22 protein-coding genes and 2 pseudogenes are annotated in these 22,756 nt (G+C 44.0%); 10 read left to right on the top strand and 14 right to left on the bottom strand.

The window, feature by feature from the left end:
- Window positions 1-173: 173 nt before the first annotated feature.
- Complete coding sequence (locus AB4623_RS13445) at window positions 174-1,517, bottom strand: CAP domain-containing protein (protein WP_229648056.1); 1,344 nt, start codon at window positions 1,515-1,517, stop codon at window positions 174-176.
- Between the two features lie 405 nt (window positions 1,518-1,922).
- On the opposite strand from AB4623_RS13445, the gene AB4623_RS13440 reads away from it, so the two are divergent.
- From AB4623_RS13440 to AB4623_RS13430, 3 genes are all read left to right on the top strand, one after another.
- Window positions 1,923-3,185: an amidohydrolase family protein gene (locus tag AB4623_RS13440; RefSeq protein WP_102429130.1), complete on the top strand. Its 1,263-nt coding sequence runs from the start codon at window positions 1,923-1,925 to the stop codon at window positions 3,183-3,185.
- Between the two features lie 164 nt (window positions 3,186-3,349).
- Window positions 3,350-3,745 carry a pentapeptide repeat-containing protein gene (locus AB4623_RS13435; RefSeq protein ID WP_017060189.1) on the top strand — a complete coding sequence of 132 codons (396 nt, stop codon included), beginning with the start codon at window positions 3,350-3,352 and terminating at the stop codon, window positions 3,743-3,745.
- A gap of 244 nt (window positions 3,746-3,989) precedes the next feature.
- Entirely contained in the window at window positions 3,990-4,883 is an 894-nt protein-coding gene (locus AB4623_RS13430) for a DMT family transporter (RefSeq protein WP_050712174.1), read from the top strand.
- A 112-nt stretch (window positions 4,884-4,995) separates the two neighbouring features.
- Here AB4623_RS13430 and AB4623_RS13425 read toward each other — a convergent pair whose 3' ends face one another.
- Window positions 4,996-5,880, bottom strand: coding sequence for an SMP-30/gluconolactonase/LRE family protein (locus AB4623_RS13425; RefSeq protein WP_372146637.1), 885 nt, complete (start codon window positions 5,878-5,880; stop codon window positions 4,996-4,998).
- Window positions 5,881-5,979: 99 nt separating this feature from the next.
- Here AB4623_RS13425 and AB4623_RS13420 point away from each other — a divergent pair, with 99 nt between their 5' ends.
- From AB4623_RS13420 to AB4623_RS13410, 3 genes are all read left to right on the top strand, one after another.
- Entirely contained in the window at window positions 5,980-6,876 is an 897-nt protein-coding gene (locus AB4623_RS13420; protein WP_372117999.1) for a LysR family transcriptional regulator, read from the top strand.
- 690 nt (window positions 6,877-7,566) lie between these two features.
- Window positions 7,567-8,130: a hypothetical protein gene (locus tag AB4623_RS13415; RefSeq protein WP_372116161.1), complete on the top strand. Its 564-nt coding sequence runs from the start codon at window positions 7,567-7,569 to the stop codon at window positions 8,128-8,130.
- Between the two features lie 83 nt (window positions 8,131-8,213).
- Window positions 8,214-8,825: a hypothetical protein gene (locus tag AB4623_RS13410; RefSeq protein ID WP_372116164.1), complete on the top strand. Its 612-nt coding sequence runs from the start codon at window positions 8,214-8,216 to the stop codon at window positions 8,823-8,825.
- Window positions 8,826-9,091: 266 nt separating this feature from the next.
- Here the strand turns inward: AB4623_RS13410 and AB4623_RS13405 are convergent, their stop codons facing one another.
- From AB4623_RS13405 to AB4623_RS13380, 6 genes are all read right to left on the bottom strand, one after another.
- Window positions 9,092-9,295, bottom strand: coding sequence for a pyrophosphatase (locus tag AB4623_RS13405; protein ID WP_102420170.1), 204 nt, complete (start codon window positions 9,293-9,295; stop codon window positions 9,092-9,094).
- A gap of 382 nt (window positions 9,296-9,677) precedes the next feature.
- A complete protein-coding gene (locus tag AB4623_RS13400; RefSeq protein WP_017089087.1) occupies window positions 9,678-10,130 on the bottom strand; it encodes a hypothetical protein in 453 nt (150 codons plus the stop codon).
- A gap of 358 nt (window positions 10,131-10,488) precedes the next feature.
- Window positions 10,489-11,502, bottom strand: coding sequence for a manganese-dependent inorganic pyrophosphatase (locus tag AB4623_RS13395; protein ID WP_372146635.1), 1,014 nt, complete (start codon window positions 11,500-11,502; stop codon window positions 10,489-10,491).
- A 478-nt stretch (window positions 11,503-11,980) separates the two neighbouring features.
- A complete protein-coding gene (locus AB4623_RS13390; RefSeq protein WP_372146633.1) occupies window positions 11,981-12,433 on the bottom strand; it encodes a septal ring lytic transglycosylase RlpA family protein in 453 nt (150 codons plus the stop codon).
- A 337-nt stretch (window positions 12,434-12,770) separates the two neighbouring features.
- Window positions 12,771-14,147 (bottom strand): uracil-xanthine permease family protein, encoded by a 1,377-nt coding sequence (locus tag AB4623_RS13385; protein ID WP_372146631.1) that lies wholly within the window; start codon window positions 14,145-14,147, stop codon window positions 12,771-12,773.
- A 279-nt stretch (window positions 14,148-14,426) separates the two neighbouring features.
- Window positions 14,427-14,918 (bottom strand): VOC family protein, encoded by a 492-nt coding sequence (locus AB4623_RS13380; RefSeq protein WP_017065982.1) that lies wholly within the window; start codon window positions 14,916-14,918, stop codon window positions 14,427-14,429.
- A 472-nt stretch (window positions 14,919-15,390) separates the two neighbouring features.
- On the opposite strand from AB4623_RS13380, the gene ahpC reads away from it, so the two are divergent.
- Both ahpC and ahpF read left to right on the top strand, forming a co-directional pair.
- Window positions 15,391-15,948 carry an alkyl hydroperoxide reductase subunit C gene (gene ahpC / locus AB4623_RS13375; RefSeq protein ID WP_016798107.1) on the top strand — a complete coding sequence of 186 codons (558 nt, stop codon included), beginning with the start codon at window positions 15,391-15,393 and terminating at the stop codon, window positions 15,946-15,948.
- A 198-nt stretch (window positions 15,949-16,146) separates the two neighbouring features.
- Window positions 16,147-17,739, top strand: coding sequence for an alkyl hydroperoxide reductase subunit F (gene ahpF / locus AB4623_RS13370; protein ID WP_372146629.1), 1,593 nt, complete (start codon window positions 16,147-16,149; stop codon window positions 17,737-17,739).
- A gap of 141 nt (window positions 17,740-17,880) precedes the next feature.
- Here ahpF and AB4623_RS13365 read toward each other — a convergent pair whose 3' ends face one another.
- A complete protein-coding gene (locus AB4623_RS13365; protein WP_017071831.1) occupies window positions 17,881-18,480 on the bottom strand; it encodes a LysE family translocator in 600 nt (199 codons plus the stop codon).
- A 122-nt stretch (window positions 18,481-18,602) separates the two neighbouring features.
- Between AB4623_RS13365 and AB4623_RS13360 the strand changes: the two genes are divergently transcribed.
- Window positions 18,603-19,088, top strand: coding sequence for an Lrp/AsnC family transcriptional regulator (locus tag AB4623_RS13360; protein ID WP_102320540.1), 486 nt, complete (start codon window positions 18,603-18,605; stop codon window positions 19,086-19,088).
- A 112-nt stretch (window positions 19,089-19,200) separates the two neighbouring features.
- Here the strand turns inward: AB4623_RS13360 and AB4623_RS13355 are convergent.
- Window positions 19,201-20,010, bottom strand: a pseudogene (locus AB4623_RS13355) (sulfatase-like hydrolase/transferase); the annotation flags it as partial.
- On the opposite strand from AB4623_RS13355, the pseudogene AB4623_RS13350 reads away from it, so the two are divergent.
- Window positions 20,006-20,251: pseudogene (locus AB4623_RS13350) on the top strand (DUF481 domain-containing protein); the annotation flags it as partial. The pseudogenes AB4623_RS13355 and AB4623_RS13350 overlap by 5 nt on opposite strands.
- Window positions 20,252-20,385: 134 nt before the next feature.
- Here the strand turns inward: AB4623_RS13350 and AB4623_RS13345 are convergent.
- From AB4623_RS13345 to AB4623_RS13330, 4 genes are all read right to left on the bottom strand, one after another.
- Entirely contained in the window at window positions 20,386-20,805 is a 420-nt protein-coding gene (locus AB4623_RS13345) for a globin (protein WP_372146628.1), read from the bottom strand.
- 136 nt (window positions 20,806-20,941) lie between these two features.
- Window positions 20,942-21,322: a VOC family protein gene (locus AB4623_RS13340; RefSeq protein WP_017062185.1), complete on the bottom strand. Its 381-nt coding sequence runs from the start codon at window positions 21,320-21,322 to the stop codon at window positions 20,942-20,944.
- Between the two features lie 146 nt (window positions 21,323-21,468).
- Window positions 21,469-21,918, bottom strand: coding sequence for a redox-sensitive transcriptional activator SoxR (soxR, locus tag AB4623_RS13335; protein ID WP_372146627.1), 450 nt, complete (start codon window positions 21,916-21,918; stop codon window positions 21,469-21,471).
- A gap of 164 nt (window positions 21,919-22,082) precedes the next feature.
- Window positions 22,083-22,604 (bottom strand): NADPH-dependent FMN reductase, encoded by a 522-nt coding sequence (locus tag AB4623_RS13330; RefSeq protein WP_017062187.1) that lies wholly within the window; start codon window positions 22,602-22,604, stop codon window positions 22,083-22,085.
- Between the last annotated feature and the right edge of the window lie 152 nt (window positions 22,605-22,756).

Below are 22,756 nucleotides of genomic sequence, written 5' to 3'. Positions count from 1 at the left end.
AATCGTCATAGTGTCTTCGCCCCTCCACCTTCAATAATCCTGATCGCCCACGTATCACTGTAAAGTAAAATGGCACTCTCGAGTGATCTGCTACTACCAAGTAACCTGCCACTACCAACTAAAGAAAGAATAGCGACGCTAAATGGATGACCTTTATTTAAGCAATGAGTGTGTTAATTGAAATCTTGCGTCCAATAAGACATCTTCGATGCATCTGACTTACTGGCTTTGTATCCAATCCCCATCTTTGTGTGTCGGCTATTCATCACGTTTTGGCAGTGACCTTCGTGACCAGCCCAACTATTAAGACCGGCATTGTTAATTTGCCCATCACTTCGCGGGCTGGTGTAACCGAAAATAGGAATCACAACCGAATTGGATGAGAGGACAAACGCATTCTGACCAGAACTGTTCACAACAAAGTGACCTTGAGCATCTCTTCGGTACTGCTCATCTGAGTTCAACTGGGCATTACTCGCCGTATTATTGTCCCAAGCGATAGGAGCTGCTGGTGGGTAGTTACCACTCGAAAACGATGAACCAAAGGCATCACAATAACGTTGTGTCGACCTCGCACAATTTGTCGAGATAACAGATTGGTACTTGATACTGTTCTGACTTAGATCTTCTGGAATATTCACAATTCGGCACCATTTTTCATCGGCAACGCCTTGACCGGGCATCCCCCAAATCGCACCATTCAATAATTGATTTGTATCTAGTGAAGCGAAATCGATGAGAGTGTCGCTATTAAGCTGACCTAGATCCAAATCGATCTTTCCAGATGAAGTGTTCAACTCAAAGATCGAGGCCCCAACCTCCTTAGCTGCTGCGTTAATTTTGTCGCGCTGTAATAATTCCCACGAATCACCAAACCGCTCTTTTGACTGCTCTCCATAAGCTTGAGCGATAAAGTCGTAAGTAGGTAAATTAGACTCTGTCCCGCTCCCATCTTTGGAAACTACGCTGCCAACGGTTTTAAATTCCAACGAACTGTCGAACACCGCATCGTTAAACACATACGATCCCAAGAGCTCACTAGAACAAGAGTTACTTTGCATATCGTATCGATATTCAGAAATTGTACCGTCCACAAGTAACTGATGATCCTTCCTTTGCGCGCTTAATCCTGTGGTTTCGTAACAGTGCCAATCGTTAACAAAGTTGCTGCCATTATCGATAACGATTGTTGGTACAGCGATAGTCACATCAACCTCCTGAGTATCTCCACTCTTGAACGCAGGCAGCTCATTTTTGACGGTAATAGATGAGAAATTTCTGATTGGATCCGTTTCTTCGATAAAACCTTCGATCGCAAAAATCATATTGTTGCTAAGAGCTTTAATGTCAGGCTGCTGAGAGGTAGATGATGAGCCGGTATTACTTGGATTACTTGGATTACTTGGAACATTAGCGTTATTAGACGTTGTGCTGTCACCTCCTGATGAACTCTCTCCACCACAACCCGTAATAATCAGTGCTAGAAGGGCGACTGCCGAGATATTTTGTTTTTTCATGAGTTAATCCTTAAGCATATATTTTTCTTGATGTAAGGATGTTGCCTCATAGAACGAACTTAAATTTCAGACCAATGTCAGAGCCCCTAAATACTGACACCGATTTAACATTTTATAAGATATTGTCAATTTAACGTTCGACCTATAAGTGGATGAACTCATTCAGTATTTTCATTAAGCCTTCCGTTTTAGATCCAGTTACAGTTCGGTAAATTGACTCTCAACACAAGGTGACGACGATTTGAAATACACCTTAACGTTCGAGTAGGAAAAACTTAGAAATATTGAAAAGCACCAAAAGATAAGTCTCGTCATTGCTTGTCACCAAATGGCCATTCTTCAAATGCTGCGCCCCATATGATGACCCCATCAGCGACACACACTCATTTCCAAAAGGTGCAGACTATGAAAAAGCTAATCACTAACGCGAACGTATTTAACGGTGTTGATAACAACCTAATCGAGAACGTATCACTTCTTATTGAAGACAACTTGATTACTCAAATTGGCGAGGTTGATGCAACGTTAGCGGATGAAATCATTGATGCTCAAGGTGGCACAGTCATGCCAGGCCTGATTGATGCGCACGTTCATATCACGCTCTCTGCCTCTTTTAATGTCATTGATACGATGACTCGTGAAGAAGTGGCGATTCGCTCAGCAAAGATTTCAGAAGAGATGTTAATGCGCGGCTTTACTACCATTCGCGACGTGGCGGGCAATACGCTTGGCCTTAAAAACAGTATCGACAAGGGCTATGCGACTGGCCCACGCATTCTTCCTTCAATGGCGGCTATCTCACAAACCTGTGGTCACTCCGATTACCGTCAAAACCAAGCACAAGAGCGTTTAGCAAACGGCCATGAAGACTCACCAATGATGAAGCAAGGCTCAATGAAAGTGGCCGATGGGCGTTCAGAAGTATTGAAAGCGGTGCGTGAACAGCTATTCATGGGCGCATCACAAATCAAGATCATGGCTGGCGGTGGCGCATCTTCAACCTTCGACCCGCTAGACACATTGCAATTTACATCAGACGAGATGAAAGCCGCAGTTGAGGCCGCTTCAGATTACGGCACTTATGTCGCTGCGCACATCCACACCTCTGATGCGATGCGCCGAGCAGCTGAAGCGGGCGTGATGTCTTTCGAACACGCGACCATCATGGACGACGACATTGCCGAAATCATTAAAGAGAAAGGCATTTGGGTGATTCCTTCTTACTTTACCTCTTCATTGATTGCAGAGCGTAAGATCCCGCTGCCAAATGAAGAGACATACCGCAAGACAGAACGCGTAGGCAAAGCGATGTTCAAGTCAGCAGAACTGATTAAGAAATACGACATCCAGAACATCGCTTTTGGCACTGACTGTGTAGGTGAAACCAACGTTCACGCGACACAATTGAATGAACTTGGTGCGATTGAGCAAGTATTCGATACCATCACCGCGCTTCGCATGGCGACATCAAACTGTGGTCGCTTGTTCGAAATGTCGACCTACCAACACCCATACCAAGAAGGCAAGTTAGGTCAGATCGTTGAAGGCGCGTATGCCGACCTATTGATCATCGATGGCAACCCACTGGAAAGTGTTGCATGTGTGGCGAACACAGAGACACAAAAACTGATCATGAAAGACGGCAAGGTGTACAAAAACACGCTTTAACCTCGAAAAGCGCTCGTCCATTCACCATAAAAGCAACAAATCTAAAGCAAATAACCGAGATGACTAACTTGGTTGTTTGCTTTTCTTTGAATCGCCTAAAACTGATCTCGCTTTCGACCAACAAACTCTGACAACAACTCGATTCTATTTTAGATCAGCATAAATTGTGGTTGGAAAACCAAGGCGGCGAACGAGCACAATTAGGTAATACCGATCTAAGTAATCTAGCGCTTCAAGATGTTGACCTTCGTTGCGCCAACCTGATACGTACTGATTTTAGTGGCGCCGATTTATCGGGTGCGAACATGAATGAGGCTGACATCACCTATGCCAATTTCAGCCACGCGAACCTCAACAATACGAGCTTCCGCGATGCTGACCTACGTAACGCCAACATGAGTTACGCCCAAATGCTCAACGTCGATTTACTGCGTGCCGACTTGTTTCGCACTGACTTCAGCAATGCTCAAGTTAATGACTCTGCTTTCAAACGAAAAGACACAGGCAATACCATTATTGAGCTGCGAGATCCTACCCGACAGTGTCTCTCTGCCAAGTAGGCTCAAACAGCGATGATCTCCAATGCGCTGATATTGTTGCATATTCATTCGATTATTCGATAAATACCGAATTGGACTGGGCACTCACCTACTGAACTCAGGTCGTAATAGCAGATCTCGCACCCCATATCACTAAGCATCGAACGACATTGTTCTTACTTGGTTTTTTGTTCTTACATATTTTCGATTCTCATGTATTATGTGCGCCCATAATTGTATGACAAATATGTAGCGCCGTTTCTGTATGACCAAAGCCACCAACCACGCGATTTTGCTCTTAGTATTCGCCAACCTGCTCGCATCCTTTTCAGACGTCTCACTCAAAGTGCTGAACGGTGAAGTGCCCACGTTCCAATATGTGTTTATCCGCCAGCTATTGAGCGTGATGTTGCTGCTCCCTTTTTGGCTAAAGCTACCCAAAGAGACGCGCATGCAAGGTGGTTGTCGCATCAATTTTTTGCGGGCTCAATTCATCCTAATGGGAAGCGGCTGCGCAATGATTGCCATCACACACCTCACCTTGGCGACCGCAAATGCGATGTTCTATGTTGGGCCCATTCTTATGCTCCCGCTTTCTATTGTTTTACTGAAAGAGAAGCCGACATCATCAAAAGTGGTCGCGACACTGATTGGCTTCGTGGGTGTGTTAATCGTGTTGCGTCCAGAGCAATTTCACTGGGCCGCTATTGCGGGCTTAGGCAGTGCGCTCGCGATGGGTGTCGGCAATATTTTGATTAAACGTCTTCACGCAGAACAACACATTATCTCGACACTATTTTGGACCAGTGTGATGACTCTACCGCTGGCGTTGGCTCTTGCTCTGCCTGCATGGGCGGCGATTGAATGGCGTCATGTTGGGTGGATTATGGCAATCAACCTATTCGTTCTGGGGTACCATGCCCTTGTGGTGGTCGCTTATAAAAAAGCGCCAGCAAACCAAATTGCTCTCGCAGAATATTCGGGGTTGGTGTTTGTGACCCTATTTGGCGTGATGTGGTTTGACGAGATTCCAGACATGTTGACCCTTGTCGGTATTAGCCTGATCGTCATTCCTATGATGCCAATAAAATGGAAGAAGTATTTCAGTAGGCCAAACCAGACGGCCCTTGATATAGAAGCTAATCAGCCTAAGCCTTAATCGTCGGCAGCATCATTACTGCGCATCGAGCTAACCCACTTTCGACCTATTCAAATGAGAAAAGGGACCGGTATTTCTACCCGTCCCTTTTTATTTTCGTTTGTGTAAGGTATTACTTAAGCTTGAACACCAACACTTTGTTGTATGCCGTTACCATCAGTAAATCTTGCTGTTTCCCGCCAATTTCTAGATTGCTGATATGGCCCGCATCGATAGCAATGAAGTCTATTTGCTTACCGTCTTTATCGAACACACCCACGCCACCATGCGCTGCAACAAAGAGGTTGTCATCGGCATCAACAGCAACGCCATCAACCATAGGTTCAGAGCCAGACTCCGCTTTCACTTGAGCAAATTGCGTCTTATTGCTGAGTGACTGTCCATCAACATCAAATCGGTATACCCAGCCATCAGATGTGTCGGCAACGTATAACGAAGATTCATCAGAAGAAAAAGCGATGCCGTTTGGTAACTTGAACTCTCCAGTGATCAACTTTAGATCACCATTTAGGTAACGATAAACGCCATTAACCGCTTGCTCTGGTTCTGCCTTTGCTGGGCCGTAACCTTGGATACCAAACGGAGGATCGGTAAACCACACGCTTCCATCGCTATTAACGGTTAAATCGTTCGGGCTATTAAGCAGCTTGCCGTTATACGTTGCAGCGACAATCACTTTCTCTCCGTTGCCCTGACGGTACGACAGCTTTCTATCATGGCGGGCAGCCCACAGGTTGCCTTTGGCATCAATATCGAGACCATTGGCATAGCCAGAATTGTCATCAAAAACGCTCAACTTGCCGTTAAGGTCGTAAGAATAGGTTGTGTTATTTGGAATATCGCTAAACAAGAAACGTTGATGTTCCACATCCCATGTAGGGCCTTCAACAAAGCCGAATGAGTCTCCAACCAATGTTGGGTTGCTTTCTACAACAGAGGCAGCTGAAACATTCATAGAGGCAGCCTTTGCAGCGGTAATAAGTAGTAATTTGTTCATTGTTCTTCTCCTTTCTGTTTACGTTTTGAATCTTAGTTGCTTGAAGGAGTGAGAAAAACAGTACAAAATGACTTCACTGTTTACTAAATGGTGTTAATGATGAATTTGATTTATATGCAGACCTTCTTGACTGTCGCCGAAGAGCAAAGCTTCACCAAGGCCGCTGAAGTATTGGATGTGTCAAAAGGTTTGGTGTCTCGGCATGTACAACGACTCGAAGAAACATTGAATTCTAAGCTGTTTCACAGAACGACTCGTTCTATCAGCCTCACGGAAGTGGGTGAAGAGTTGTATTCGAAAGCGAAGCAAATTCAACTATTAGCAATCGAAGCGGAAATGCGTGTCTTAGACATGACGCAGGAAGTGGCAGGCGATTTGAAAATTACCGCCCCGATAGAGTTTGGGCGTGCGCTTTGTCGTCATATCATCCCTACTTTCAAGCAAGAGTATCCAAAAGTGGATTTGATTCTCGACTTTGGGCCGATGAAAAAGAAGATAGAGTCTGGCGACTTTGACATTGCTTTCCGAGCTTACGATGAATTGCCTAATGATGTGATTGCCAACGATCTCGGGCATATCCGCAATGTTCTGGTTTGCAGTGCAGGTTACGCATCGACTAACCCACTCGCCACCACCAAAGACATCCATAAATGCAGCTTCATTCTTAACAGTCAAAATGAACGTTGGAATCAGCTGGAGTTGATCAATGGCGAACAAACCTACCATGTTGAAGTAACCGGAAGCGTTAGCTCTAATACCTACAGTTCAATTTTAGAGTTAGCGATGCAAGGGATAGGTGTCGCCAGCTTGCCGTTCTATCAAGTTGAAGAGCAGATCAAACAAGGTAAGCTTATTCACGTGTTCCCAGAATGGTCGATAAAAGCCCAAAAGCTAAGCCTTATCTATGCTCAAAGAAGAGTAACACCGCAGAAGTTGGTCACTTTTAACCGAGCGGTAAAAGAGTGGTTGGATTCGAATAACGCTTATACGTTGTGAGTTTTAGAACGCTGAATTTTTCAATTGGAACGCTTGGACGTTCCATTCATATCAGGCGCAATCACAATACTTTTCAATAGCTAATGAGCTGACTGTACTCGTCGATTTTGAAACACCCTCCCCCTCTAACTCCCCCTCAAGTTGAGTTCATCACCCCCTCTAGATTGACGACCGAGGGGGAGAATCTTCTTTGGCGCTGAATGTGAAAATGCGCATGTCGCCATCGGCATTCAGTTCCTCCCCTTTCCACGAAATCATAATGGGTCGAAAATACGGATTAAGGGGAGATTAGGAGGGAATTTGAGGTTGGTGTGATTACCGAGGGAGGTTGGGCTAACACGGATTTGCCCCTTTGTTGGATAGACCTTTTAATCATTCACCCCCTGTTCATGGGATTTTGCCCTACTAAAAGTTATCCATTCTTCTAATGCTGTTCGTCGTGAATTCCCATGTTGTATCACGGGGGTAAATTCGACCTATCTATCAGCACTTACAGACCCCTATTTTAGTTGCAAGCTTGCGCGCTAGTTTTTTCTTGAGCTATAAAATAATCTTATATTTTCGTTTTAGTCATCTCATTTATAACGATAAGCCATTGTTAGTAGTGTGGAATTCTGAGTAAAATCGCATTAACAAAAAACTAGATAGAAACCTTCTTTTTAGTACCTGTTATGAAACTTCGAGGGTGGCATGGATTTTAAAGAGGAATTTTCAACAATATTGGTAGCTGTCATGGGGAGTACTGCATTAATTGGCTTTCTTGCTAAGTTATTTGCAAACTCTCTGGCTTCTGCCGCCATCAAAAGATTTGAGTTGATAAATGCTAAGGCGCTTGAGAAGCAAAAATTAGAACACGAAAAGCAACTCGAAGATATTAAGTCACAACTAACCAAGCTCCAAAAAGAGCACGAAGTTGTATTTGCTAATCTTTATGTGAAGCGTGAGAAAGCTGTTATAACGTTGTACAAACAGATGAATGAACTTGCGCTTTTAGCTGATAATAAGCTCCGGGATTCAAGCATAGAAATTGATGACAAATGTAGGGCGCTGATTGAGCACTTTGAATTGAGTCGCCTTTATTTTCCTAGGGATATAGCTAGTGAAATTAACAACGTAATCAATACTGTTTACCACCTGACTAGCTACGAGAATCAAACTCAATATGAACAGCTGGTTTTTCAGTTGAAAATCCAAGTTTTTGACCAAATGGAATCAACATTTAGAAAGCTTCTAAAAATCGAAGATTACAGATAGACCTTTCCATACAAACGATTAATACATAACTTTAAATAATCACGGCACTTGTGCCCTGCCTGATTAGATCACAAGGAGGTATAATGAAATTTAAATATCCGAATAATTGGGGATACTTTGATGGTTATGTTCAAGTCCATCAACAAGCTCCGAATGGATTTAAAAATGACATTTCGTTGATTAACCGATTTGCCGCAAGATATCGTGTCGCGGCATCTTTTAACGGCTTAAACCTAGACAATTTTTCCGAATCAACAGAAGCTGGTTACTCTGGATTGTGTCGAGTTTTTTTAGCTTGGTCTGCATACGAAGTTTTTTTGAAAATAATTGAGCTAAAAGCGTCTAAAACTGAAAGTTTACTGAGTCGTTATGATTCGGGGTCTGTAGCTCGTCAAATTCGGGCAATGGATACAGGAGACAAGTTCTATAATTTTATTTACGAAAGAGTGAATAAAGCCCATCAAACTGAATTAGCTAAGTATTTCCAAGTAGACGAATGTAATCCTCAGTATTTAGCTTCGGCAGTTAGACATATTTTTGCTCATGGTACTCTTAGCGCTAACGCGAACGAGGTTTCTCCAAAAACTGTCGAACTAATTTGCGATCTTCTCGCCGATTTCCTTTTAAAAGTAATGGATCATGAGTTTTCAAACATAATAGAGAAACATAAGGCGTTTGAAGGAATTGGATATTAACAATGTGATCTGTTCCAGTCAGACTGGACACTGAACTTAAGTGAATTTTCCATACTTGAAGTTATTCGTGTTTTGCTAATTTAAGTAAAAGCTCTAAGTAACTTCTGTCCAGAAACGTTTTTAAAATTGATCAAACTCTATTGTCCTCCGACAACAATGGCTAGATATAGAGCGAGCATAGGGTCAGATAGAGTTTAAAAGTAGGTAGTGGTTAGGGGGGAGTTGGTGATCTTAATTACACATCCCTGTGTAACGTATTTTGAATGTCAGCTGGCTTTAAAGAGCTTCATAAATTGACTAAAGCGTGGAATCAGGTTTTGCACAGTCGGCGCATCGGGAATCTCATTTACAAAAATCATAAAGCGCTGTGCTTTACTTTTATCACCTTGAGCAGTCCCTGCTAGTATTGCTTGAGCTAAAATTACATGCTCAGCGGTAACGTCCTTATTCGAAAATTCGTGAATCAACATAGAAAATCCTAATAAGTATAAATACGGATATAATAATACAATATATTGATGTTTATATCGATAGCTTATGGCATTCATCAATGTCAGATTTGTGTAAAAACAATACTGGACAGTGAGCTTAGTGACTTTCCATACTTATGCTAATTCGTGATTTGCTAATACTTGGTTCTCCGAAGCTCATTTCTGTCCAGATGCTTCGTAGGATGAATTTTTACCTTTGGCACTTCCTTTCTCGAAAGTGTCCCAAACGTTTCATTAGGTATGGCACGAGTAATACAACTAGCTAATGTGAAAAACAGGTACATTGCTCACCAAACAGCGATAAAAAAAATTCGTTTCCAAATTTTGAAATAGACCCAGTAAAGCGCAGTGTTATTTTTTGTTATTGGGGATCTACATGCCCAGAACAAGTATAGGACTGACCATCAACACCACGAATAGCGATCTGGTAGTTCAGCGCCAATCCATTGCCGACGATATCTGACAGGCCCTCAGTTTCTGGATTGTTCATGCGATCGTGGTACATCTGACAAACGTGTTCTTCACCATGCCATTTTGATTGCACCTCTTCGATTCCATCAGCCTCGATGTCTACGCGAGCAACTCCATTTGTGCGCTTGGCTGCTTTGGTCGTGATGATCGTCGTCGTCATTGATGTATAACGGATACCATCGATTTTCGAACTGGCTTCGGTAAGTTGGTCGTGGTCTGCGTGTGTGATAATTGGGTCAGACACGAAGGCGTTCGCAGCCTTTACCTTTAAGCTGGTACAGCCAGTAATTGTCATAAGTGCAAGTGCGATAGCTGTTAAACCAATGGTTTTGATTGAGGTCATTTCATTGTCCTGTTAGTCATTCTGTCTGGGATTTAATATAAACAATAAAACACTGTATTATTAGTTCAAACTATGAATACTAACTTACCGATAATGGAAATCCGCGACTAGCATTGGTTACTTGTTTAAGACCACTCTAAGTCCAACTCCAACTCTTCACGTGCTTGGTCGTGAATGTCCTTGGGGGTTCGTGTCATAAAGGGCTATGTTAGATCCGGGTTATCCATAAGCTTTGTTAAATTAGAAAAAGCGCAACTCAATTTTATCCAAATCCAATTCAACACACCCAAAACAAAAAGGGATTGGTATATCTACCAATCCCTTGACTACTTATTTATAAAGTAACAGGTCTTGCTCTCTACAAGCTCTCAATTGCCTTTTGAACCGCAGGGCCAATCTGACGCTTACGCGAAGTTACACCTTCTAACGTCAGCATGTCGCTTGTTGGTTCAGCATTGAAAGCCGACTTGATGACTTGATAGTCGCTTTCATCTACCCACAGTAAGTTTGCTTCTTTGTTCTTAGTGTCTGTGATGGAGAAGAACAGATAGTCTAGCCCGTTCTCTTCTTTGTAGGCTTTCATAGCTGCCAAAAGCTCATCTTTGCGGTCAATCAATTGCTGAGCCGTTAGCGTTTCAGCGACACCGATGCCCACCTGTTTGCCACCGTATTTAAAGTTTTTGTAATCCAGCGTCAGAATGGTTTCAGAAGAAAGATGACTGAGATCCGACTTAGCAATCAGCATCTGTTGGCCGAAATCTTCGATATCTGAAATACCTGCAACTTTTGCCAGCTTTTCAGCGTATTCACGATCATGCTCAGTGGTGGTTGATGATTGGAATACCACGGTATCAGAGAGAATTGCGCCTAAGCCTACACAAGCAAGGTGCTTAGGTATTGTCACATCCAACTTTTCAGCGTTGTCAGCCAGAATAGTTGCAGCCGATCCCCAACCTCGAATATCCATCTCGACAATCTGTGGGGTGTTAATCGGTGAGCCACCAATAGCGTGATGATCAACCACAGCAACAATCGATGCTTGGTCGATAGTTGGCGCTAGCTGAGTGACCTGGTTGAAATCCACCAGCCCCACTCGATATGAAGAGTAATCTGTCTCTACGAGTGGTGATTCAGCATTACAGTAGTTCAAGATGAAGGTGGATTCTGGATTGATAGGCTCTGGTACTGTCGCTGTACCGCCATAGATATGAGCCGCGAGCATCGCAGACATTACCGTGTCGCTGTCTGGGCTTAGGTGCCCTGTCCATACGAGATCTTCACTGTTTTCATTAGCAGATTGTTGAAGACTGAAAGCATAGCTTGCTGAGCTAAAAGACATAATTAGGGCTGCAACGACAGGGGTTAGCTTCACGGGTATTTCCTTATTTGAATTCGATATAGAATCCCATAAGCTAAACACCAAAAATTTCAGAACCGTGTCACTAATATTTCAGATTTACTTCAGTTGGTAAGGAAATGTAATTTTCCTCTCTTTGAGAGTCTTCTTCTCCCATCAATTGTACCTCCCCCTTTCTATTACACGCCCGCCACAACCAATCTTGGATTAGTTCAGCTTTTCATTATTTCACAATGAATTTCAATGAACCCTAATAATAAGAAAGCTAAGACACTGATTTATTGACCACATAACATCATCAACCCACATATTAGAAATAAGATAATCTTATTAAAAATGGATTATCGAAAGGCACGAAAAAGGCTACAAAGCAGCCTTATTGAGTAAGCATAAATGAGCTATTGATTCACCGATATCGAGGTTCTGTTCCTCCCCTTTCCCACTACTGGTAAGGGATCGGAGATGTAAACCAAGGGGAGGTTAGGAGGGGATTCTAGTGTTTGTATCGAAAGGTATTACTATCATCAACAATCTCGATTTTAACAGGCACGGTGCCTTGTTTAACGTTACCGATTTTTGCAAATGCCTTGTGCGACAGGTCGATCACTCGGCCTTTTACATAAGGGCCTCGATCATTAATTTTCACATCAACAGACTTGTTATTGTCTGTATTGGTCACTCTCACGATAGTGCCGAATGGCAAGGTTTTATGAGCCGCAGTAGTCGCATTCATATTATACGTCTCACCACTTGCTGTGAGCCTTCCATGGAATTTATCGCCATACCAAGAAGCTTTACCAGCAAGAGCATGTGACTTGGCATATTCCTTTGTTTTAGAACTGCCGACAGCCGACGTTGAGGTGCATCCGGCTAATATCATAAGGATAAGAGCGGTAAAGATAATATGTAATTTTTTCATGTGGTTTGTGTGCGCTAATCTCTGCATGTTTCTCTATTTTCGTTGTTGTTGGTTAGCAATATAATGCTGAGTATAGTCACTGCTCAGCCAAGGCTACCATTCGGTATGATGACGGAATGTTTTCATGAAGCACGCTCGCTTCAGTCATATTCATGAAAGGTTTTATCGTCAAAACGTCAACTTTAACAACGTCTTAAATCTGTATATTTCTTAATCGCTTCATGTAGATAAGTCACTCAGCCAAACATCCAAATACAAAAGCGGATTGGTATCTCTACCAATCCTCTTTAGGGGTAATTCGTTTTTCTGCCTTAAGCGCAATTGTCCGTAATCAGTCACCTGCGCTTCTTCTCGGCTGTATAAGTTACGCTTTACTGGTTTGTACCGAATTCGTCATCGATTTGGCTTTAGTTTCAGGCACCAAAGACATCAACCCGGTAATCACAAGCGCGGCAATACCAGACATGGTTACAGGTGAGCCAAATATGCTTTGCACTAGCTTGGGCGCTTCTTTCAATAAATCCGGCACTAGCATCACCCCAAGCCCTAAGCCTAGTGAGATGGCAATCGTCATAATTCTGCGGCGATCCAGTTTTTCATTGGCGATGATTTTGATGCCCGCCGCAGCAACCGTACCGAACATCACTAATGTCGCCCCGCCCAATACTGGCTTTGGAATCGTCATTAAAACCGCACCTAAGATGGGAAATAACCCTAACAGAAAAAGAATCGCGGCAATGAAGTAGCCGATGTAGCGACTCGCGATCCCCGTAAAATGGATCACACCGTTGTTCTGGCTGAAAGTCGTGTTCGGAAAAGTATTGAATACCGCTGCGATGAGCGAGTTCACACCGTCACCTAGCACGCCAGCCTTGAGTCGATTGATGTATTTTAGCCCCTTAACTGGCTGCCCTGAGAACATACTGTTGGCGGTAAGGTCACCCGTGGTTTCAATAACGGTAATCAAGTAAATAAAAGCGATAGGCAGGAAGGCTTGCCAATCAAAAGCGAAGCCATATTTAAATGGGACAGGAATACTCAATAGCGGTTGAGAAGCAAAAGAAACCATAGACGCTTTGCCCATCAAAATGGCAACGCCCCAGCCAACTACCAACCCAACTAAAATCGACGACAACCTAACCATATTATTGTTGCTCAGGTTAAGCGCGACTATGGTTCCGAGGACGATGGCACCCAACATCAGATTGCTTCCAGAGCCAAAATCTTCTGCGCCAACGCCACCAGCAATATCTGTGACGCCAACTTTAATCAAAGAGATACCAATCGTGGTGATAACGATTCCGGTTACAACTGGGGTGATCACCACTTTCAACTTTTCGATAAAACGCGATAGGACAATTTCGACAAACGCACCGAAGAAACAAACGCCAAAAATGGTCGCCAGCATTTCATCCGGGCCACCGCCATTCGCTTTAACAAGGAAGCCCGCACCTAATACAGATCCTAAGAATGCAAAGCTGGTTCCTTGGACACAAATCATCCCTGCACCAACTGGCCCTATTTTTCTGGCTTGGATAAAGGTACCTACCCCAGACACCATTAATGCCATGCTGATCAGATAAGGAGTGTGTTCACCTAACCCTAAAACGCCACCGATAATAAGCGTGGGCGTGATAATACCAACGAAACTGGCTAATACATGCTGCAACGCTGCGTAACTGGCAGCTCTGACTGATGGTCGATCGTCTAATCCGTAGATCAATTCACTGTTCTGTTCCATGTGACTTCCTTTATGTATTTTTTATTGTATACAATTTACATAAAGACAATAGAGCAACATATATGCCAATGGTTTAATATCATACTTATCAATCAGTTAAGTTTCATCTCTAGCCAATGCTGCACTATAGAGCAACACAGTCGGCTTGTTTTAGTGCAACCGACAGTTTATCCGATGTTCCCAAATTTAGCCCTACAGACACAAAAAAGGATTGGTATCGCTACCAATCCTCTTTAGGGGGTGTTTCGGTTTTTCTACCTATGGAAGGCAGTAACGCTATTACTCGTAATCAGTCGCGTAGGTGTCTTCGTATGTGTGCGAGTAAAATTCGAATAGGTTGCCAAACGGGTCTTCTAGATAAACCATTTGCGCTTGTTTTAGTTCGTCTTCTGGGTGGTAACGCATGATGTCCATACGAACCTTACCGCCAAACTCTTCAACGCGCTTAATAGCTGAATGAAACTGCTCTTTTGGAAGTTGCAGACAGAAGTGGAAGATGCCTAGACGAGAGAAGTCTACTTCGTGACGCTCTTGACGATCTTTCATTTCGAACAGCTCAACACCGATGCCATCAGATGTGACTAGGTGTGCAATGTTGAAGCCTTTGAAGCCTTCGCCAAATACTGCGATACACATACGGCCGATTGCTGATTCGCGCTCTTCCAAAACCTTAGTGTTGTTCATTACGATTCTTAGACCCAGAGCCTTAGTGTAAAACTCGACTGCTTTGTCCATGTCGCCAACCATGATGCCTACGTGATTCATTTTCATAACTTGCTCCAAATTCGTTTTTAATTCTGTGCGTTTCGAAGACTGGCTTCGATGTTTCGTTTCGATGAAGAGAGTATATGGAGATGTGACGATTAACTGAAATTATCATAAATTATATTAATGATAATTTTTTGTTATTTAAAGATTGGTATAACAACTCAACTCAACTCAACTCGCGTAAAGAAACCGTACTTCCCCTTACCTACATAGATACTGAACCAAATACTGCTTACCTAAATAGAGAACAACCTAAAGAGCATAGCTACTTAAATTGGGAGTTGTTGATGTTTGATGGCTTTTGTTAATTGTTTTTGTTGATAGCTTTTACCGATAGCCTTTTCCTTTCGAAGATAGGATTCGCCTATTGAATCTATAGAAATGTCCGATTTCACTAATTTTCGGTGGCAATGCAATATATCTACATCGACGCGGGATAGCGTTAAACACTATAAATTAGAAAGAGAGTCAAATCATGATCAACACAGAAATCAAACCATTCAACGCAACAGCATTCAAAAACGGCGAATTCGTAGAAATCACTGAGCAAGACGTTAAAGGCAAGTGGGCTGTATTCTTCTTCTACCCAGCAGACTTCACGTTTGTATGTCCAACTGAGCTAGTTGACCTACAAGACAAATACGCAGAGCTTCAATCTCGCGGCGTAGAAGTTTACTCAGTATCAACTGACACTCACTTCTCTCACAAAGCATGGCACGATACTTCTGACAAAATCGGCACTATCGAATACTTCATGGTAGGCGACCAAACTGGCAACATCACAAATAACTTCAACGTTATGCGTGAAGGTCAAGGCCTTGCAGACCGTGCAACGTTCCTAATCGACCCTGAAGGCGTTATCCAAGCAATGGAAATCACAGCTGAAGGCATCGGCCGTGACGCAGAAGACCTACTACGCAAGGTTAAAGCAGCACAATACGTAGCCGCTAACCCAGGTGAAGTTTGCCCAGCTAAATGGAAAGAAGGCGAAGAGACTCTAGCTCCATCTCTAGACCTAGTAGGCAAGATTTAATCTAAGCCTAGCTAACAAGAATAGCTAAACGGTTCTACAGGCGCGCTTCGGCCCCCCTCCTAAAGGGCAGTCGCGCGCCACCCTTTCAAAACATCAACACCACAATATTTGCCGACTTGCGCCCCCTTTTTACTTTCCTTTTTCAGCAAGAAGGTATTGGTCAATACCAAGACACAGAATTTAAGAGCAGGCACGATTATGTTAGATCAAGCAATGAAGCAGCAGCTAAAAGCATACCTAGAAAACCTAAAAACCAATGTTCAGTTAGTGCTTAGCCTGGATGGCAGCGACACCGCGAACAAACTTCAAGATCTGGCGAATGACATCTCGTCTTTAACCGATAAAATTGAAGTGACTCGCGATGACAGCGCAAGCACTCGCAGCCCTATCATGCAGGTCGTGAACCAAGAGAAAGGCACCGCGATCGGTTTTGCCGGTTTGCCAATGGGTCACGAATTTACGTCACTGGTTCTAGCACTGCTTCATAGTGGTGGTCACCCTATCAAGCTTGAAGCGGACGTCATCGAGCAAATTAAAGAACTCGATCAAGAGCTTAATGTAGAGATTTTTATCTCGCTCTCATGCCAAAACTGTCCAGAAGTGGTTCAAGCCTTCAATATGATGTCGGCGATTAATCCTCTGGTTAAGACAACGATGATCGACGGCGCAGCATTCCAAGATGAAGTGAAGTCTCGCGACATCATGGCAGTACCAAGTGTATTCGTTAATGGTGAGCTATTTGGTCAAGGCCGTATGTCACTGGCTGAAATCCTTAACAAGGTTGATTCAGGCGCAGCGGAAAAGAAAGCAGCAAATCTAAACCAACAAGCACCGTTTGATGTATTGGTTGTCGGCGGCGGCCCTGCAGGTTCTTCAGCGGCAATTTATGCTGCACGTAAAGGCATTCGTACTGGTGTGGTTGCTGACCGATTCGGCGGCCAAGTGATGGACACCATGGCGATTGAGAACTTTATCTCAGTGAAAGCAACCACCGGCCCTAAATTAGTGGCAAGCCTTGAAGAGCACGTAAAAGAGTACGGTGTTGAAGTAATGACTGAGCAGCGCGCTGCAAACATCATTGCTGCAGAAGACACTGAAGACGATTACATCCACGTTGAGCTAGAGAGCGGCGCAACACTACGAGCTCGCACGGTTATCACAAGTACCGGTGCTCGCTGGCGTGAAATGAACGTTCCGGGCGAGCAAGAGTACCGCAACAAAGGTGTTGCTTACTGCCCACACTGTGACGGTCCATTGTTCAAAGGCAAAAAAACAGCGGTTATCGGTGGCGGTAACTCAGGTATTGAAGCGGCTATCGACCTAGCAGGTATCGTGGAACACGTAACTGTGCTTGAGTTTGCGGACACACTGCGCGCTGACCAAGTACTTATCGACAAAGCGAACGCAACACCAAACATCGAAATCATCAAGATGGCACAAACAACGCAAGTGATTGGTGATGGCAACCGTGTAACCGGTCTGGAATACAAAGACCGCAACACCGATGAACTTAAACAGATTGAACTCGCAGGTATCTTTGTTCAAATCGGCCTGATGCCAAACAGCGAATGGTTGAAGGGTTCGAAAGTTGAGCTCTCACCACGCGGTGAAATTGAAATTAACGCTCATGGCGCAACATCAATGAAAGGTGTGTTCGCAGCGGGTGACGTAACAACCGTACCTTACAAACAGATCATCATTGCGATGGGTGAAGGTGCGAAAGCAAGCTTAGGTGCATTTGACCACCTAATCCGTAACTCAGATCCAGTTAAAGAGGCTGAAACCGCTTAACCTTTTAAGCAAACATTCCTTAAAACGTTCTTGTTAACTTACGAGTTATTAGTAACTTACTAATTATTGTTAACCACTTAGTCGATTTTTAGACACCACTCCTATGGATTTAGGAGTGGTTTTTTTATTTGTAGCGACGCTTTATGCTGGTTGATAAAGCATAAAGGCAACCACCATCGCTAAGCTTCCGCCCAAGCAACGGTTCACAAACATCATCTGTTTTGGTGATTGCAGTAGCTTTTTAAGCATAGTGCCGCAATACGCCCACACCAACATGCACGGTACACCGGTAATCACCATACCCGCGATAATGGTCACCACTTGAATCAAGTAATCTGCATTCGGAGTGATGAACTGCGAAAACACGGTTAATGACGCTATCCAACCTTTAGGATTTAACACCTGCACCAACACACCCGACACAAAGCCTGAACGATTGTCGGTGGTGCTTTCTTCGATTTGCATATTCGCAATCGACCACGCCATGAACAGCAAATAAGCCGCACCCGCGTATTTCAAAATGCTGTATAGCTCTGGGTAAAGGGTAAATAGGCTCACCAAACCGACACTAGAACCCGCCAGTACGATGATGATGCCAACAGCGTTCCCAGAGATAAAAGGTAAAGTCGCAGCAAATCCATAACGACTTGAAATCCCAAGTAATGCGATATTGCCTGCCCCAGGGGTAATTGCAATTGATGTTGAAAATAGCAAGAACGCCAGCATTAATTGAGAGCTCATTTCCTCTCACTCCTAATAAGTAAAGTATTTATAGGGAGAGAGTTTACAGATTCGACTAGGAATTAAATTGCTATATAGGCTAATATTAATCCAAATTTGAGCAAGACTTTTCTAAAATAGCCATGAAACAGAAAGAATCCACCAAAGAAGTGTTAGATGACACAGATATCGCCATCTTAGAGCATATCCAGCAAGACGGACGCATGAGCAACAGCAAGCTCGCAGAGAAGGTCAACCTCAGCGAAACCCCATGCTGGCGTCGTTGGAAACGCATGGAGGAAACTGGCTATATCGATGGTTACGCCGCTAAGCTGAATCGTAAGAAATTAGGCTTTCATGTGGCTGGTTTTACTCTTGTGACCTTGGGTAACCATGAAGTTGAAAACACAGAACCATTCGAAGAATTTGTCGCGGTAACCGATTGGATTCCTATGTGTCACTGCATTGCAGGCGGCGCCGATTACATGGTGCAAGTGTTGGCCAAAGATTTGGAAGAGTACTTTGAGCGTATTAGCTCGATCAGAAGAGTCAAAGGCGTGAGTGCGATTCAGTCGAACATCTCAGTAAAAGAGTTGAAAAACAGCTATCAGCTTCCTCTTGAGGACTAGTTCACTTCTTCTGATAGCCTTTTTCTTTTAGCAAAACAAAAGCCCAACACCCTAGGTTTCTAAAACTTAGGGGCTGAGCTTTGTTTATTTAGGTTCTGGAAGTGAGTGTACGCTAATTCCCCACACCACCGGTATTGTCTGGCTGAGTTTCTGGCGTCTTAGGTGGCCACTCTTTGAAGGTCGCTAGGTGTTGCTGTACCGCCGCTTGAGCCGGGCCAAATGCCCACATTTTTTGTCCCATCCATTTTAGGTACATGCCCGACTCTTCCGCCGCTCGCTCGTATGGGTCACGACGTAAGTTAAACAGCAATGGTGCGTTTAGCTCTTCTTTAGGGCCACTCCAACCGTGGTTTTGCACGATGAAATGCGCCTTCCAATCACCAACACGAACCGCTTGCAGCTTGTCTCGTTCGTAGTAGTAGATCTCTTTACGGTTTGACTCGCCTTTCTCAGTCAGCATATCCACTTGGTTGTAACCATCAAGGTGCGCTTTAAAGCCATCGTGACCTTTCAGCAGTTTTTCTTTTAGATCCGTTGGACCACCAGCCGCAGCGACCAGAGTGGGTAACCAGTCCATACCATCAAAGATGCCATTGCCTACAGTACCCGCAGGGATTTTACCCGGCCAGCTAACTAGAGCAGGGGCTCTTACGCCACCTTCCCAAGTTGTGCCTTTCTCACCGTGATAAGGTGTCATGCCGCCATCAGGCCAAGTCATGATCTCTGGGCCGTTATCGGCAGTGAAAATGATGATGGTGTTGTCGGCAATACCGAGCTCTTCCATCTTCGCCATCATCTCACCGACGTGATCATCAAGATCTTTCATGACCACTTCTTGAAGTCCCCAACCATTTTGGCCGAGCATCGCTTCGTATTCAGGTGACAGGTGCGTCCAAACGTGACCGCGTGATGGACAGTACCAAATAGGTGTGAGATGGATAACGCAGATCAATAAGGATTGGAAGTTTCACGCAACCATTGATGCAGGGCTTGGTAGTGACACCAACTTTACCTCATATCTCTTAACTGGCGTGCGATACCAGATAAACAGTTGGTCTGACTTAAATGTTGCCTACAAATCAACTTGGGTTGATTACGAGAACAAGGGCACCTTTGAATACGATACCGCATCGCAAGGGTTCCTGATTGGTTGGGGTTCCTGATTGGTTGGGCTGCTCATTTCTAGTCAAACAATAAGAGGTAAGCCTGATATCGTTAGGCTTACCTGACAATGTCAATCTTTCAAGAGTTAATGCCGGTTTTAACTAACGAACAAGCAAAACTACCCATCAACGACCTAGTTATTCACAGTGTTTGGAACTACGCACTCTTTCTTCATGATAGTTAAGCCGGCCTCGAGAGTTTCTGTCCAAGCTTGTTCGACGCTTTCATCGTAGTGAGGGTCATATTTTTTAACTGTATTGAGTAACGAATTGAACCACTCGTTGAGTTCTTGCTCAGAGATATCCATTCCTAAATCTTTATGTCGCTTCCCAAGCTTTTTTACCGAGTTTCGTATGCTCGGCAGACCCGCAGAGTTATAGATAAGAATGATCGAGGCTTTAAGCATCTTGGTTTGTTGCTCTAACCCTATATTTTCAAAACGTTCTGAAAACCTTGGGTTATGCTCGCAAAAATCAGCCAAAAACGTTTCGAGAAATTCTTGGTCAATCCGGCAGCGCTCAAAACTTTCATAAAACAGTTCGTTCGGTTTCATCTAGCCAGTCCTTTGCAAAATTTTGAGTTATCGGGAAGCTAACAAGTCCAGAGCCGCAACTTAGCCAACTTCGAACCATCAATATGATCTAAGTATACGCCACTGTGGCATAAAATGAACGATGGCATAACGTAAACTACGGCATAAAGTGCGTTGCACAAATCTTGTTTCCATCAGGATCTCGCAAATAAGCCATGTACAAGCGACGCTCGTCAGAACCTCTCGCTCCGGGGCCATTTTCAATGCTGGTACCGCCATTTTCGACGCCAACTCGATGCCACTCATCTACAACTTCAGGAGAAGACGCAAGAAAACCCACCGTCATACCGTTGCCGTGAGTCGCAGGCTGACCATCAATCGGCTTCGTTAAGCCCAACACACCCGTTTGGCTAACGTAAACACAGCGCCCTTTGGGATCAACAGAGCCTTCGCTATAACCAAGCACTTTCATGATTGGGTCATAAAAAGCCTTCGCGCGTTCAATATCATCGGTACCGAGAAAAACATGGCTGAACATAACTAACCTCTTCTTTTATTGAAAGAACCATCTAAACTAGACCTATAATTCGTGTTTGTCTAGGCACGCTATTCGGTCACAACTGTTGCTTAACCCATTGAGCAAACACCTGAAACTTAGTTCGCTGTTCCATGCCTTTCGGGAACTCAGTTAGTCTGTTCAACAATTCGTTGTGCGCCCTGCCCTTGGTCATGCAAGATATCATCAGGATTTAGCAAGTTGCACTTTTGCATACTCAAGCATCCGCAACCGATACAGCCGGTTAAGTTCTCTTGTAGCGATTTAATCTGCGCCATTTTACTGTCGAGTTGCCCCTGCCACTTCTTAGCAACGCGCTCCCAATCTCGCTTAGTCGCGGTATGGTTCATCGGCAGTGTCGATAATTCTTCGGTGATCTCTTCCAGCGTGAAGCCTATCGACTGCGCGACTTGGATCAACGCAATTCGTCTCAACATCGCCGACTGATAACGGCGCTGATTTCCGTTAGTACGAATCGAAGCAATCAACCCCTTGGTTTCGTAAAAACGTAACGCCGAAGGAGCCACGCCACTGCGCTCAGCCAACTGGCCTATGGTGAGGTATATGATGTTTCTCATTACGACACTATCCTTGAGATCATAAATATTTAAAGCTTACTTTAACTTTAGAGTAGCGACCTATTGTTACCTTAACCAATTAATGTCCTTAAACTTTGACAACGGGCGCAATGAAAAGCAATCGTGAACATGGCTGCTTTGTTTTATTGTGGTGTTCTCGCTCTCTAAATCTGACTCATGATCGATTTCAGGCTCTCGGCCATTTCGGCATTGATGATCTCACCCGTTTCTACATTAAAGTTGTCGTAGAAACTTGGCACCGACATCGACCCCTTCACATCTGCATCAAAGTAAGGTGCCGAATTTACCGCAGACGACAACACAGAGTTTGCGCCGCCTGGGCCTGGTGATGTGGAGAGCATCACAACAGGTTTGCCTTGGTACACTTTCATGTCGATTCGTGATGTCCAATCAAACACATTCTTAAAGGCTGCGGTGTATGAGCCGTTATACTCTGCAAAAGAGATGACCACAGCATCTGCTTCGCCAATCTTGCTAAAAAAGCGTTGAGCGTGTTGATGAACACCTGAATCTTGCTCTCTTTTCTCGCTGTAAATTGGCATCTCGAAATCATTAAGGTCGAGCACCTCGACTTGCGCGCCTTCGACTAAACCTGCGGTGTACGCTGCAAGTTGTTGATTAATTGATGTTGTACTGTTGGTCGCGCCAATCGCTAATACTTTCATTGTTGATCCTTGTTCATTTTTCTCACCTTTTTGCACTCATGACTTCAATTACGGAGCTCAAAATTCATAACTGAAGATTCGTAACGTCTGTTTGATAACATCAAAACCTGCACTAGGCGACAAGGTGATAGATTGTGTTTTTAGATTGGGGA

Source organism: Vibrio sp. 10N.222.52.C12, assembly GCF_041474215.1.
Classification (GTDB): Bacteria; Pseudomonadota; Gammaproteobacteria; order Enterobacterales; family Vibrionaceae; genus Vibrio; species Vibrio crassostreae_C.
This window is presented reverse-complemented; position numbering and strand designations above follow the sequence as displayed.

Excerpts from the sequence above, each read along its gene's own strand:
- AB4623_RS13445 (WP_229648056.1), bottom strand. The coding sequence starts at position 1,517 with ATGAAAAAACAAAATATCTCGGCAGTCGCCCTTCTAGCACTGATTATT.
- AB4623_RS13390 (WP_372146633.1), bottom strand. The coding sequence starts at position 12,433 with ATGCAGAGATTAGCGCACACAAACCACATGAAAAAATTACATATTATC.
- AB4623_RS13345 (WP_372146628.1), bottom strand. The coding sequence starts at position 20,805 with ATGAAACCGAACGAACTGTTTTATGAAAGTTTTGAGCGCTGCCGGATT.
- AB4623_RS13415 (WP_372116161.1), top strand. The coding sequence starts at position 7,567 with ATGGATTTTAAAGAGGAATTTTCAACAATATTGGTAGCTGTCATGGGG.
- AB4623_RS13385 (WP_372146631.1), bottom strand. The coding sequence starts at position 14,147 with ATGGAACAGAACAGTGAATTGATCTACGGATTAGACGATCGACCATCA.
- AB4623_RS13430 (WP_050712174.1), top strand. The coding sequence starts at position 3,990 with ATGACCAAAGCCACCAACCACGCGATTTTGCTCTTAGTATTCGCCAAC.
- AB4623_RS13405 (WP_102420170.1), bottom strand. The coding sequence starts at position 9,295 with ATGTTGATTCACGAATTTTCGAATAAGGACGTTACCGCTGAGCATGTA.
- AB4623_RS13330 (WP_017062187.1), bottom strand. The coding sequence starts at position 22,604 with ATGAAAGTATTAGCGATTGGCGCGACCAACAGTACAACATCAATTAAT.
- AB4623_RS13360 (WP_102320540.1), top strand. The coding sequence starts at position 18,603 with ATGAAACAGAAAGAATCCACCAAAGAAGTGTTAGATGACACAGATATC.
- ahpC (WP_016798107.1), top strand. The coding sequence starts at position 15,391 with ATGATCAACACAGAAATCAAACCATTCAACGCAACAGCATTCAAAAAC.
- AB4623_RS13380 (WP_017065982.1), bottom strand. The coding sequence starts at position 14,918 with ATGAAAATGAATCACGTAGGCATCATGGTTGGCGACATGGACAAAGCA.
- ahpF (WP_372146629.1), top strand. The coding sequence starts at position 16,147 with ATGTTAGATCAAGCAATGAAGCAGCAGCTAAAAGCATACCTAGAAAAC.
- AB4623_RS13440 (WP_102429130.1), top strand. The coding sequence starts at position 1,923 with ATGAAAAAGCTAATCACTAACGCGAACGTATTTAACGGTGTTGATAAC.
- AB4623_RS13400 (WP_017089087.1), bottom strand. The coding sequence starts at position 10,130 with ATGACCTCAATCAAAACCATTGGTTTAACAGCTATCGCACTTGCACTT.
- AB4623_RS13365 (WP_017071831.1), bottom strand. The coding sequence starts at position 18,480 with ATGAGCTCTCAATTAATGCTGGCGTTCTTGCTATTTTCAACATCAATT.
- AB4623_RS13340 (WP_017062185.1), bottom strand. The coding sequence starts at position 21,322 with ATGTTCAGCCATGTTTTTCTCGGTACCGATGATATTGAACGCGCGAAG.
- AB4623_RS13410 (WP_372116164.1), top strand. The coding sequence starts at position 8,214 with ATGAAATTTAAATATCCGAATAATTGGGGATACTTTGATGGTTATGTT.
- soxR (WP_372146627.1), bottom strand. The coding sequence starts at position 21,918 with ATGAGAAACATCATATACCTCACCATAGGCCAGTTGGCTGAGCGCAGT.
- AB4623_RS13425 (WP_372146637.1), bottom strand. The coding sequence starts at position 5,880 with ATGAACAAATTACTACTTATTACCGCTGCAAAGGCTGCCTCTATGAAT.
- AB4623_RS13420 (WP_372117999.1), top strand. The coding sequence starts at position 5,980 with ATGAATTTGATTTATATGCAGACCTTCTTGACTGTCGCCGAAGAGCAA.